This is a genomic window from Streptomyces sp. rh34 (assembly GCF_002551245.1).
Classification (GTDB): Bacteria; Actinomycetota; Actinomycetes; order Streptomycetales; family Streptomycetaceae; genus Streptomyces.
In genome coordinates, this window is record NZ_NTGZ01000204.1 from 1 (window position 1) to 12938 (window position 12938).

Annotated in this window: 11 protein-coding genes; 4 read left to right on the forward strand and 7 right to left on the reverse strand. The window is 71.9% G+C overall.

The window, feature by feature from the left end:
• Both CR470_RS28330 and CR470_RS28335 read right to left on the reverse strand, forming a co-directional pair.
• A partial coding sequence (locus CR470_RS28330) for a serine/threonine-protein kinase (protein ID WP_179892393.1) occupies nt 1-1140 on the reverse strand: 1140 nt, incomplete at its 3' end.
• A 248-nt stretch (nt 1141-1388) separates the two neighbouring features.
• Nucleotides 1389-3095, reverse strand: a complete 1707-nt coding sequence (locus tag CR470_RS28335) for a glycerol-3-phosphate dehydrogenase/oxidase (RefSeq protein ID WP_097870353.1) — start codon at nt 3093-3095, stop codon at nt 1389-1391.
• 242 nt (nt 3096-3337) lie between these two features.
• On the opposite strand from CR470_RS28335, the gene CR470_RS28340 reads away from it, so the two are divergent.
• Both CR470_RS28340 and CR470_RS28345 read left to right on the forward strand, forming a co-directional pair.
• Entirely contained in the window at nt 3338-4600 is a 1263-nt protein-coding gene (locus CR470_RS28340; RefSeq protein ID WP_097870354.1) for a nucleotide sugar dehydrogenase, read from the forward strand.
• Nucleotides 4601-4729: 129 nt separating this feature from the next.
• Entirely contained in the window at nt 4730-5398 is a 669-nt protein-coding gene (locus tag CR470_RS28345) for a hypothetical protein (RefSeq protein WP_257138944.1), read from the forward strand.
• Between the two features lie 82 nt (nt 5399-5480).
• On the opposite strand, the gene CR470_RS28350 is transcribed toward CR470_RS28345, so the two are convergent.
• The 4 genes from CR470_RS28350 to CR470_RS28365 form a co-directional block, all read right to left on the reverse strand.
• Nucleotides 5481-6605, reverse strand: coding sequence for a GuaB3 family IMP dehydrogenase-related protein (locus CR470_RS28350; protein WP_097870356.1), 1125 nt, complete (start codon nt 6603-6605; stop codon nt 5481-5483).
• 104 nt (nt 6606-6709) lie between these two features.
• A complete protein-coding gene (gene guaB, locus CR470_RS28355) occupies nt 6710-8212 on the reverse strand; it encodes an IMP dehydrogenase (RefSeq protein ID WP_097870357.1) in 1503 nt (500 codons plus the stop codon).
• Between the two features lie 139 nt (nt 8213-8351).
• A complete protein-coding gene (locus tag CR470_RS28360; RefSeq protein ID WP_018960265.1) occupies nt 8352-8927 on the reverse strand; it encodes a sigma-70 family RNA polymerase sigma factor in 576 nt (191 codons plus the stop codon).
• A gap of 278 nt (nt 8928-9205) precedes the next feature.
• Entirely contained in the window at nt 9206-9817 is a 612-nt protein-coding gene (locus tag CR470_RS28365; protein WP_003948568.1) for a response regulator transcription factor, read from the reverse strand.
• 453 nt (nt 9818-10270) lie between these two features.
• Here CR470_RS28365 and CR470_RS28370 point away from each other — a divergent pair, with 453 nt between their 5' ends.
• Entirely contained in the window at nt 10271-10612 is a 342-nt protein-coding gene (locus tag CR470_RS28370) for a WhiB family transcriptional regulator (protein WP_097870358.1), read from the forward strand.
• Nucleotides 10613-10886: 274 nt separating this feature from the next.
• Here CR470_RS28370 and CR470_RS28375 read toward each other — a convergent pair whose 3' ends face one another.
• Entirely contained in the window at nt 10887-11777 is an 891-nt protein-coding gene (locus CR470_RS28375) for a LysR family transcriptional regulator (protein WP_097870359.1), read from the reverse strand.
• A 143-nt stretch (nt 11778-11920) separates the two neighbouring features.
• On the opposite strand from CR470_RS28375, the gene CR470_RS28380 reads away from it, so the two are divergent.
• Complete coding sequence (locus tag CR470_RS28380) at nt 11921-12592, forward strand: MOSC domain-containing protein (RefSeq protein ID WP_097870360.1); 672 nt, start codon at nt 11921-11923, stop codon at nt 12590-12592.
• The last annotated feature ends 346 nt before the right edge of the window (nt 12593-12938 follow it).

Genomic DNA, 12938 nt, shown 5'->3' on the forward strand with positions numbered 1-12938 from the left:
GTTGGGCGGTGACGGCGGCTTGGGCGCTGCGGCGGGTGACCCGCCGGCCGCGGCCGGAGAGCTCGCCGACGCCGCGCCCGCGCCCGCCGCCGCTCCCGCGGCCACCGCCGGGGTCTTGGCGTTGCGCACGGAGCGCAGCGCTCCGCGCAGCCGGTCGCGGGCGCCCTCGACGGGCTCGCCCGACCCGGTGGGCTGCTTCGGCGTCCTCTTGACGAGGGGGTCGGCGGCCGGCGCCGGCGGCAGCGCCATGATCTGGGTGGAGTCCGCGGGGACCGGTGCGGGAACGTCGGGGGCGTTGATGACGTCGTTGAGCAACGCCCGTGCCCCGGCGTCGTCGAGGCGCTGGTCGGGATCCCGGGCGAGCAGCCCGTAGATGACCTCGGTGAGCGGACCGGCGTTCTTCGGCGGGTCGAGCGGTTCGGTCATCACGGCCGTCAGGGTGGCGATGGCCGAGCCCTTGTCGTACGGCGGGCAGCCCTCGACGCTCGCGTACAGCAGTCCGCCGAGCGACCACAGGTCCGCGGGCGGGCCCGGCTTGTGACCGCGGGCCCGCTCCGGCGAGATGTACGAGGGGGCGCCGACGAGCATGCCGGTGGAGGTGACCGACGGGTCGCCCTCGACCTGGGCGATGCCGAAGTCGGTGAGCACGACGCGCCCGTCCTCGGCGATCAGCACGTTGGACGGCTTCACGTCGCGGTGCAGGATGCCCTCGCGGTGCGCCGAGCGCAGCACGTCGAGGATGGCGAGCCCGACCTCGGCGGCCCGTCTCGGCGTCAGCGTGCCGTCCTCGCGGATCGCCTCGGCGAGCGACTTGCCCTCGATCAGCTCCATGACGATCCACGGACGGTCGTCCTCGTCGACCACGTCGTAGACGGTCACCGCGCTGTTGTTGCGGATCCGTGCGATCGCCTTGGCCTCACGCAGGGTGCGCGTGATCAGCCGGCGCTTCTCGTCCTCGTCGATCGCCGAGGGGAACCGCAGTTCCTTGACCGCGACCGTGCGGCCGAGCGTCTCGTCCTCGGCGCGCCAGACCGTACCCATGCCGCCCCGGCCGAGCACCTCACCGAGCCGGTAGCGCCCCGCGAGGAGACGACCGTTCGTGTCCCGTTGGGGCTCCCGTGCCTGCTCCGCCTCCGACATGCGTCCCCTCTGCGATCAACCCGCCCTGGCAGAGCGTTCATTGTCCCTCACCCCGGGACCGGTCCTGGTGCCGGGTCCGGGGTCCACCGAAGAGGGAAGCCCCCACAGCCTCCTACCAACCGGGGCTCCCCGTCCAGGCCGGACCGGGCCGCCGCCGCGGCTCCGCCCGGCGGGCGGACCCCAACTGGCCCGGCGAAGGCGGGCGGTGACGCGGCGCAGGGGCTCGCGGGTCTCTCGGAGGGCGTGTCCTAGATCGGCACAATGTCCGGTGCGCCGAGCCGGGCCGCGTCCGCCGTGAGGTCGTCGGGCTGTCGCTGCGATTCGCGTTCGGCCTCCACCCGCTTCTCGTAGTGCTGGACCTCCCGGTCGATCCGCTGCTCGTCCCAGCCCAGCACCGGCGCCATCAGCTCCGCGCAGAGCCGGGCGCTGCGGGTGCCCCGGTCGAAGGTCTCGATGGAGATCCGGGTGCGCCGGGTCAGCACGTCGTCCAGATGGCGGGCGCCTTCGTGGGAGGCCGCGTAGACGATCTCGGCGCGCAGATAGTCGTCGGCTGCGGGCAGGGGTTCGCCCAGGGTGGGGTCGGCGAGGACCAGTTCCAGAATCTCCTCGGTCATTGAGCCGTACCGGTTGAGCAGATGCTCCACCCGGGCGACATGGAGTCCGGTCCGGGCCGCGATCCGGGCGCGCGCGTTCCACAGGGCCTTGTACCCCTCGGCCCCCAGGAGCGGGGTGTCCTCGGTGACGCAGGCGGCGACCCGCTGGTCGAGTCCGTGCACCGCCTCGTCCACCGCGTCCTTGGCCATGACCCGGTACGTCGTGTACTTGCCGCCCGCGACGACGACCAGGCCGGGGGCGGGGTGGGCCACCGTGTGCTCGCGCGACAGCTTGCTGGTGGCGTCCGACTCGCCGGCCAGCAGAGGTCGCAGTCCGGCGTAGACACCCTGGACGTCGTCCCTGGTCAGCGGGGTGTTCAGGACGGAGTTGACGTGCTGGAGGAGGTAGTCGATATCGGCGCTGGAGGCGGCCGGGTGGGCCTTGTCCAGGTCCCAGTCGGTGTCCGTGGTGCCGATGATCCAGTGCCGTCCCCAGGGGATGACGAAGAGGACGGACTTCTCGGTGCGCAGGATGAGCCCGGTGGAGGAGTGGATGCGGTCCTTGGGGACGACCAGGTGGATGCCCTTGGAGGCCCTGACGTGGAACTGCCCGCGCTCGCCGATGAGCCCCTGGGTGTCGTCGGTCCACACACCGGTCGCGTTGACCACCTGCTTGGCCCGGACCTCGTACTCCGTGCCGCCCTCGACGTCCCTGACGAGCGCGCCCACGACCCGCTCGCCCTCGCGGAGGAAGCCGACCACCCGGGCCCGGTTCGCCACCTGGGCCCCGTAGGACGCGGCGGTGCGCACCAGCTCGGTGACGAAGCGGGCGTCGTCCATCTGGGCGTCGTAGTACTGGAGAGCGCCGACCAGGGCGTCCTTCTTCAGCGCGGGAGCGACCCGCAGGGCGTGCTTGCGGGAGAGGTGGCGGTGGACGGGGAGGCCGCGGCCGTGGCCGGAGGAGACCGACATCGCGTCGTACAGCGCGACGCCGGAGCCGGCGTAGAGCCGCTCCCAGCCCTTGTGCTGCAAGGGGTAGAGGAAGGGCACGGGCTTCACCAGATGCGGGGCGAGCCGCTCCAGGAGCAGCCCGCGCTCCTTGAGCGCCTCCCGGACCAGGGCGAAGTCGAGCATCTCCAGATAGCGCAGACCGCCGTGGATCAGCTTGCTCGACCTGCTCGATGTGCCGGACGCCCAGTCGCGCGCCTCGACCAGGCCGGTCGAGAGGCCTCTGGTGACGGCGTCCAGCGCCGTGCCCGCGCCGACCACGCCCGCCCCCACGACCAGCACGTCCAGTTCGCGCTCGGCCATGGCGGCGAGCGCGACGGTGCGCTCGGCGGGTCCCAGTGTCGCTGTCCTCACTGCTGCCTCCCGGTGGATCGGGGTGGTCGGACACGGGAGTGCCACCCGGCCGAGGGGCCGGACGCCCGTGTCCACCCCTCGATTCTGTCCGCGCTCCCCGAGTTCAGCCACCGCCTGTGGACAACACCCGGGCGACCGGAGCCACACAATGCGACATATAGGTCATATTTACGCCTAGTCTGACATTGCACTGTCCACAGCAGTTGCGATCTTCGCTCTCCGCACTTAGGGGGTCTTCCTGTATGCCCGCAGACCTCGCCGTCATCGGACTCGGTCACCTCGGCCTGCCCCTCGCCCAGGCCGCGGTGACCGCCGGAATCGACACCGTCGGCTACGACCCCGACCCACGCCCCTACGCGGAACTCGGAGCGGGCCGCAGCCCCGTGGAGGGCACCCTCACCGCGTCCGAGATCCGCCGCATGCTCTCCGGCGGCTTCCGGCCCACCACCGACGCCGCCGAGCTGGGCCGGGTCCGCACCGCCGTGATCTGCTCCCCCACCCCGCTCGGCCCCGACCGGGGGATCGACCTCACCGCGCTCGGCGACGCCGCCCGCGCGCTGGCGGCCCGGCTGCGCCCGCACACCACCGTGCTGCTGGAGTCCGCCGTGCCGCCCGGCACCACCGAGAACGTTCTGCGCCCCCTGCTGGAGGAGGGCTCGGGGCTCGTCGCCGGACGCGATTTCCACCTCGCCTGCTCACCGAGCCGGCTCGACCCCGGCAACCGCACCCACGTCCTGGCCAACACCCCCAAGGTCATCGGCGGCCTCACCCCCGCCTGCACCGAGTCGGCCGCCGCCTTCTACGGACGGCTCACCGACAAGGTGGTCCGGGCCCGCGGACCGCGCGAGGCGGAGATGACGAAGGTGCTGGAGACCAACTTCCGGCACGTCAACATCGCGCTGGTCAACGAGATGGCGGTGCTCTGCCACGACCTCGGCGTCGACCTCTGGGACGTCATCCGCTGCGCCGAGACCAAACCGTTCGGCTTCCAGCCCTTCCGGCCGGGGCCCGGCGTCGGCGGACACGGCGTCCCGGTGGACCCGGGCTTCCCGCCCCACAGCACCCGCATCCCCGGGCACCCCCTGCGGATGGTCTCGCTGGCGCAGGAGATCAACGACCGGATGCCCAGTTACGTCATCCAGCGCTGCGCCACCCTCCTGAACGAGCACGGCAAGTCCGTCCGCGGCGCACGCGTGCTGCTCCTCGGCGTCACCTACAAGCCGGACAGCGCCGACCAGGAGGCCGCCCCCGCCCGCGAGATCGCGACCCGGCTGATGGACATGGGCGCCCAGATCGGCTACCACGACCCGCACGTCCTGGACTGGCGGGTACGCGAACGCCCGGTCCCGCGCGCCGACTCGCTGTACGAGGCGGCGGCCGCGGCCGACCTGACCGTACTGCTCCAGCAGCACCGCACCTACGACCTCCAGGGTCTCGCGGTGAAGGCCCAACTCCTCCTGGACACCCGGGGGGCCACTCCGGCGGGGGCCGCGCACCGGCTCTGAGACGTGACGGGCCGTCGAAAGATTGCCGGTGACCGGTTCCGGGGCGTGCTGCTACCCTGCGGCGTCACAGCGCGCACAGATGTGCGCATCCGCACGCCCGTGCGCAGCCATCCCAGGGGGAGCCCCACCGTGAGTCAGCCCGTGCAGCCGCCGAACCAGCCCCAGCAGCCCTACGGCGGTCAGCCCGTCGACGGCAACCCGTACGCCGGTCAGCCGGGTCAGCCGGCCCCCGCCCCGACCGGCAACCCGTACGGCGAGCCCGCCCCCGCCGCCCCGGCCGGCAACCCCTACGGCCAGCAGCCCCCGGCCCCGGGCGGCAACCCGTTCGCAGGTCAGCAGCCCGGTCAGACGGCCCCGTTCGGCGGCGGCGCGCCCTTCGCCCCGGCGCCCCCGGCCCGCAACAACAACATCCTGCTCGGCGTGCTGGTCGCCCTGGGCGCGGCCGTCGTCGCGGGCATCCTGTACGGCGTGATCGCGGGCTCCATCGAGCGCGAGGTCGGCTACGCGGCGGTCGGCGTCGGCTTCCTGGTCGGCTTCGCGGCGAGCAAGGTCGGCGGCTCCAACCCGGCGGTCATCGGCGCCGCGGCCGTCTTCTCGATCGGCGCCGTCTACCTCGGGCAGCTCGTCGGCATCTCGATGGTGCTCTCGGACCTGGCGCAGATCCCCTTCTCCGAGGTCATCGGCGACCACTTCGGCACCGTGACGGAAGCCTGGTCGCAGGAGGCCGACTTCATGACCTACCTCTTCCTCGCCCTCGGCGCGGCCGCCGCCGTCGGTGGCGCCAAGAAGGCAGGCTGACCCTGCGGAGAACATGCGGAAGGGCCCGCACCATGACGCGTGACGCGTGGTGGTGCGGGCCCTTCCGCATGTGTACGGGAGGTCAGCGGCGGTGCTGCGAGTCCGCCACCGTCACCTCGACGCGCTGGAACTCCTTGAGGTCGCTGTAGCCGGTGGTGGCCATCGCGCGGCGCAGGGCGCCGAAGATGTTCATCGAGCCGTCCGGGGTGTGCGAAGGCCCGGTGAGGACCTCCTCCGTCGTCCCGACCGAACCGAGGTCGACCAGCTTGCCGCGCGGCACGTCCTCGTGGACGGCCTCCATGCCCCAGTGGCGGCCGCGGCCCGGCGCGTCCGTCGCGCGGGCCAGCGGGGAGCCCATCATCACGGCGTCCGCACCGCAGGCGATGGCCTTCGGCAGGTCGCCGGACCAGCCGACGCCGCCGTCGGCGATGACGTGCACGTACCGGCCGCCGGACTCGTCCATGTAGTCGCGGCGGGCCCCGGCGACGTCCGCGACGGCGGTGGCCATCGGGACCTGGATGCCGAAGACGTTGCGCGTGGTGTGCGCCGCGCCGCCGCCGAAGCCGACGAGGACACCGGCGGCGCCGGTCCGCATCAGGTGCAGGGCGGCGGTGTACGTGGCGCAGCCGCCGACGATGACCGGGACGTCCAGCTCGTAGATGAACTGCTTCAGGTTCAGCGGCTCGGCCGCGCCCGAGACGTGCTCGGCGGAGACCGTCGTGCCGCGGATGACGAAGATGTCGACGCCCGCGTCGACGACCGCCTTGGAGAACTGGGCGGTGCGCTGCGGGGAGAGCGCGGCGGCGGTGACGACGCCGGAGTCGCGCACCTCCTTGATGCGCTGCCCGATCAGCTCCTCCTGGATGGGGGCGGAGTAGATCTCCTGGAGCCGGCGGGTGGCGGACTCGACCGGCATCCCGGCGATCTCGTCCAGCAGCGGCTGCGGGTCGGCGTGCCGGGTCCACAGGCCTTCCAGGTTCAGCACGCCCAGGCCGCCGAGCTCGCCGATCCGGATGGCGTGCTGCGGGGAGACCACGGAGTCCATGGGAGCGGCCAGGAACGGCAGCTCGAAGCGGTAGGCGTCGATCTGCCAGGCGATCGAGACCTCCTTCGGGTCCCGGGTGCGGCGGCTCGGAACGACAGCGATGTCGTCGAATGCGTAAGCCCGGCGGCCGCGCTTGCCGCGCCCGATCTCGATCTCAGTCACGATGTGTGGCCTTTCCCTCTACGTCTGCGCTGACCAGTATCCCCGACACGCGCCTGAGGGGCGGTACCGGGAACTCCGGTCCGCCCCTCACCTGCGGTGATGTCTTACTTCCTGCTGTAGTTCGGTGCTTCCACCGTCATCTGGATGTCGTGCGGGTGGCTCTCCTTGAGACCCGCCGAGGTGATCCGGACGAACCGGCCCTTGCTCTCCATCTGGTCGACGGACGCGGCGCCGACGTAGCCCATGGTCTGGCGGAGGCCGCCGACGAGCTGGTGGAGGACGTTGGCCAGCGGGCCGCGGTAGGGCACCTGGCCCTCGATGCCCTCGGGGACGAGCTTGTCGTCCGAGGACACCTCGGCCTGGAAGTAGCGGTCCTTGGAGTAGGACCGGCCCTGCCCGCGCGACTGCATCGCGCCGAGCGAGCCCATGCCGCGGTACGACTTGAACTGCTTGCCGTTGATGAACATCAGCTCGCCCGGGGACTCCTCGCAGCCCGCGAGGAGGCTGCCCAGCATCACGCTGTCCGCGCCGGCGGCCAGCGCCTTGCCGATGTCGCCGCTGTACTGGAGGCCGCCGTCGCCGATCACCGGGACACCCGCGGCACGGGCGGCGAGCGCGGCCTCGTAGATCGCGGTGACCTGCGGGACGCCGATGCCGGCGACCACACGGGTGGTACAGATCGAGCCGGGTCCGACGCCGACCTTCACGCCGTCGACCCCGGCGTCGATCAGCGCCTGGGCGCCGTCGCGGGTGGCGACGTTGCCGCCGATGACGTCGACACCGACGCTCGACTTGATCTTCGCCATCCAGTCGAGGGCGTTGCTGTTGTGTCCGTGCGAGGTGTCGACGATCAGGAAGTCGACCCCGGCGGACGCGAGCGCCTGCGCGCGGTCCAGCGCCTCGGGGCTGGCGCCGACGGCCGCGCCGACCAGCAGGCGGCCTTCGGCGTCCTTGGCGGCGTTCGGGTACTGCTCGGCCTTCTTGAAGTCCTTGACCGTGATGAGGCCCTTGAGGATGCCCGCCTCGTCGACCAGCGGCAGCTTCTCGATCTTGTGGCGGCGCAGCAGCTCCATGGCCTCCACGCCGGAGATCCCGACCCGCCCGGTGACGAGCGGCATCGGCGTCATGACCTCGCGCACCTGGCGCGACCGGTCCGACTCGAAGGCCATGTCGCGGTTGGTGACGATGCCGAGGAGCTTGCCCGCGGGGTCGGTGACCGGCACGCCGCTGATGCGGAACTTCGCGCAGAGCGCGTCCGCCTCGCCGAGCGTGGCGTCGGGGTGCACGGTGATCGGGTCGGTGACCATGCCCGACTCGGAGCGCTTGACCAGGTCGACCTGGTTGACCTGGTCCTCGACCGAGAGATTGCGGTGCAGCACGCCGACGCCGCCCTGACGGGCCATGGCGATCGCCATCCGGGCCTCGGTCACCTTGTCCATGGCGGCCGACAGCAGGGGGATGTTCACCCGTACGTTGCGCGAGATGAGCGACGAGGTGTCGACCGCGTTGGGCAGGACCTCGGACGCGCCGGGCAGCAGCAGCACGTCGTCGTAGGTCAGCCCGAGCGTCGCGAACTTCTCGGGCACTCCGTCGACGTTTGCAGTCATGACACCTTCCCCAAATGGCCTTGATCGGTGCGGATGTCCATGCTAACGGGCTCCGCGGGCGTCTCATTCCACGATCAAGATCACTTGGCTGTTCTGTAGCTTCCTACAGCGCCTCCGGCGAGGCCGGCGCAGGGGTGCCCTACTGCTCGGCGAGCGCCCGGAGCCTGCTGAGAGCGCGGTGCTGGGCGACCCGGACCGCACCCGGGGACATCCCGAGCATCTGGCCGGTCTCCTCCGCCGTCAGCCCGACCGCGACGCGCAGGACCAACAGCTCGCGCTGGTTGTCCGGGAGGTTGGCGAGGAGCTTCTTGGCCCAGGCGGCGTCGCTGCTGAGCAGGGCGCGCTCCTCCGGGCCGAGGGAGTCGTCGGGCCTCTCCGGCATCTCGTCGGAGGGGACGGCGGTCGACCCCGGATGGCGCATCGCGGCGCGCTGGAGGTCGGCGACCTTGTGCCCGGCGATCGCGAAGACGAAGGCTTCGAAGGGTCTTCCGGTGTCCTTGTAGCGCGGCAGCGCCATCAGCACCGCTACGCAGACCTCCTGCGCCAGGTCCTCCACGAAGTGGCGAGCGTCACCGGGGAGGCGGTTCAGCCGGGAGCGGCAGTAGCGCAGCGCGAGGGGATGGACGTGGGCCAGCAGGTCATGGGTGGCCTGCGCGTCGCCGTCGACGGCCCGGTGCACGAGGGCACCGATCACCGTGGTTTCGTCATCGCGCATCGGACCATGGTGCCCTGAGGCCGTCCGGTCCGCTCCACCGCGTCCCGAGTTGTGCACCGAAGCGTTATGAGCGGGTGCGCCGGATGTCATGTCCTGCGCCCTCCCCTTCCGCTCGACCGAATCGTTCCTGAGGAACTCCACGACTCAAGGATGCGTCATCGGCCGGGAAGCGTCACATGGCACCGCTGAGCGGGCACCCGGATACGGGGTGTGGAGCCGGTGGCCCGCTCCGTGACCCCGTCCGCGGTCTGCGGACGGGGCGCGGCCCGGGCCGGTCGTCAGCGGACCAGGCCCCAGCGGAATCCGAGGGCCACCGCATGGGCGCGGTCCGAGGCCCCGAGCTTCTTGAACAGGCGCCGGGCGTGGGTCTTGACCGTGTCCTCGGAGAGAAAAAGCTCACGGCCGATCTCCGCGTTGGAGCGGCCGTGACTCATGCCTTCGAGGACCTGGATCTCCCGCGCGGTGAGCGTGGGGGCCGCCCCCATCTCGGCGGAACGCAGCCGCCGCGGGGCGAGCCGCCACGTCGGGTCGGCCAGCGCCTGGGTGACGGTGGCCCGCAGTTCGGCGCGCGAGGCGTCCTTGTGCAGATAGCCGCGGGCCCCGGCCGCGACCGCGAGCGCGACGCCGTCCAGGTCCTCGGCGACGGTCAGCATGATGATCCGGGCCCCCGGGTCGGCGGAGAGCAGCCGTCGGACGGTCTCCACACCTCCCAGACCGGGCATGCGTACGTCCATCAGAATCAGATCCGAACGATCGGCACCCCAGCGGCGGAGGACTTCCTCGCCGTTGGCCGCGGTCGTCACGCGTTCGACGCCGGGCACGGTGGCCACCGCGCGACGGAGCGCTTCTCGGGCAAGCGGGGAGTCGTCGCAGACGAGGACGGATGTCATGACCGTCCTCCGCAGCTGATGCGCGTCACCTTGAGCCTCCAGGCTGATACAAGTCGTCACCTGTGCGGTTGACCCCCTCGGACATGTGCCCGAGCCGGATATCCGTCAACCGCATCCGTTCCCTTAACGACGGTCACTCGAAAGAGTTACGGGTCGGGCGGCCGGGTTCGGCACTCTACGTGAAGGGCCGTATACGGAGGAGAACGGCGCGGGTGATTCACCCGTCAACCGAATCTTCACTCGTTGGCATGCCCTGTTCGGCACCATTTCTTCCCTTTTGAGGGTGTCTGTGGCTAGATTCGCAATCAGTCATATTTACATCTACTAGCACCGCAGATGTACGGTCGAGACTCAGGTCACACCGATCACAGACGGTCCGATCACAGCAGGCCGTCGATCACAGACGGTCGAGGATGCCGCTTCCGACGCAGCACAGCTCCGAGGGGACAAGCAATGGCAGATTTCTCCCGCCTTCCCGGACCCAACGCAGACCTGTGGGACTGGCAGCTGCTCGCCGCCTGCCGAGGCGTGGACAGCTCCCTGTTCTTCCACCCCGAGGGTGAGCGCGGCGCGGCCCGGAGCGCCCGCGAGACCTCCGCCAAGGAGGTATGCATGCGCTGCCCGGTACGCGCCGAGTGCGCGGCGCACGCCCTGGCCGTGAGGGAGCCCTACGGGGTGTGGGGCGGCCTGACGGAGGACGAGCGCGAAGAGCTGATGGGCCGGGCCAGAACCCGGCTGATCACCGCGGCGCCCTCCGGCGTTCCCGCCGCCGGTCCGGGCCCCGGCGCCACCTGACACCCGTACGCAGCAACTGAACGCAGAAACGTTTTTCCGACACCTTCGGCCATCCGGCCCGCGACCGGCCGCAGCGGGGCCGGACCCCACCCCGCCCGTGGGCCGCGGGGTCCGGCGGGCGCCCCACCCCGCCCGGCCTCAGCGCTGTCTCTTATACACATCTCTGATGGCGCGAGGGNTGCCAGCCCGCTCAGAGATGTGTATAAGAGACAGGGCCGGACCCCACCCCGCCCGTGGGCCGCGGGGTCCGGCGGGCGCCCCACCCCGCCCGGCCTCAGCGGGCGGCCGTGCGCGACAGCTGGTCCAGGGTGGCCGCCACCGCCGGGACCCGGGCCAGGTCCGGCAGGGTCAGCGCGACGATCTCCCGCTCGATCGCGGGCTCGACCGGCACGGCCCTGGCCCCCTTGGGACGTACCGACTCGACGGCCAGCTCCGGCAGCACCGCCACTCCGAGCCCGGCCCCCACAAGGCCCATCACCGCCGGGTAGTCGTCCGTGGCGAAGTCGATGCGCGGGGTGAAGCCGGACTCCTCGCAGACCTCGACCAGCTGCCGGCGGCAGCGCGGGCAACCCGCGATCCACGACTCCTCGGCCAGCTCGCCGATGGACACGCTCGACGCCTCCGCCAGCCGGTGCCCCTCCGGGACCAGACCGATCAGCCGGTCGGTGAGCAGCGGCCGGACCACCAGGTCGTCCCATTCGCCGCCGGTCGCCCCGTAACGGAACGCCAGCGCGATGTCGCAGTCGCCTTCGCGCAGCAGGTCCACCGAGCGCGGCGGCTCGGCCTCGACGAGCGACACCCGGGTGCCGGGGTGTTCGGCGCGCAGGGCGGCGAGCGCCCCCGGGACCAGGGTGGAGCTTCCGCTGGGGAAGGACACCAGCCGGACCCGGCCGGCCCGCAGTCCGGCGATGGCGGCGACCTCCTCCTCGGCCGCCGTCAGCCCCGCGAGGATGCCGGAGGCGTGCCGTACCAGTGCCTCGCCCGCTTGCGTGAGGCGCATCTCCCGGCCGGTGCGGATCAGCAGCGTGGTGCCCGCCGAGGACTCCAGGGCCTTCATCTGCTGGCTGACGGCGGGCTGGGTGCAGCCGAGTTCACGGGCTGCGGCGGAGAACGAGCCGGTGGTGGACACGGCGCGCAGGACACGGAGGTGGCGAGCTTCGATCACGCAGTCAGCATAAGGAATTCTTGGGGGCGGGGCGAATTCACGAGGAGCACCTTTGGGGTCGGAGGGGGTCAGGCTCTGTCGTCCGGGTCGGCCCCGTCGTGATCCAGAACGAAGCCCTGCGGGGCAGCCCTTAGCGTGACCGTATGAAGCTGCTGACCGTGAACATCGGGAAACCCCTCCCCTCCCCACAGACGGACGGCCCGGGTGGCGTCACCGGGATCGACAAGCGACCGGTGGCGGGCCCGGTCGAGGTCCTCGACCCCGGGCCCAGGGGCGGCGGCGGTGGCAGCGGGCTGGCCGGGGACGCGGTGTGCGACCTGCGCCATCACGGCGGCAGCGACCAGGCGGTGTACGCCTTCGCCCGGGAGGAGCTGGACGCCTGGGAGCGGGAGCTGGGCGGCCGGAAGCTGGCCGGCGGAGTGTTCGGTGAGAACTTCACGACCCTCGGTCTGGACGTCAGCGGCGCGCGGATCGGCGAGCGCTGGCGGGTGGGGGCGGACCTCGTCCTGGAGGTGACCTCGGGCCGCATCCCGTGCCGGACCTTCGCCCACCACCTCGGGGAGCGGGGATGGGTCCGGCGGTTCACCCGGCGGGCCGCCACCGGCGCGTACCTGCGGGTGATCGAACCGGGCACCGTCCGTGCCGGGGACCCCATCGAGATCGTGCACCGGCCGGACCACGAGGTCACGGCCGCCCTGCAGTTCCGGGCGGTGACGACCGAACGCACCCTGTTGCCCGCGCTGCTGGCCGCCGGGGAGGCGCTGCACCCCGAGGCGCTGCGCACGGCGCGGGAGTACGCCGCGCGGCAGGGCTGAGGACCGGGCGGGCGGTCCCGCCCTGGGAAGCGGCGGTCCGGTCCGGTGACGTGGCGTGATCCGTCGCGGTACCCGGGGGCCTTGCGGCGGGAACTGGATCGGTGTGCGGTGCGTCCACCACCAGTGACCTGTGCCCGAGGAGAGGTCTTCGGGCCGAGTGGCACGTCTCAGGGGGAAGACCATGCCCGACCCGCAGCAGCCCTGGTACGCCCCGGGCCCGCCGCAGCAGCCCGTGCCCGGCAACCCGTATGCCTCGGACGGCGCCGATCCGCAGGGCGGGCCGCCGCTCGGGCCGCCGCTCGGGCCGGGCCACGGGCAGGGCTACGGCTGTCTCTTATACACATCT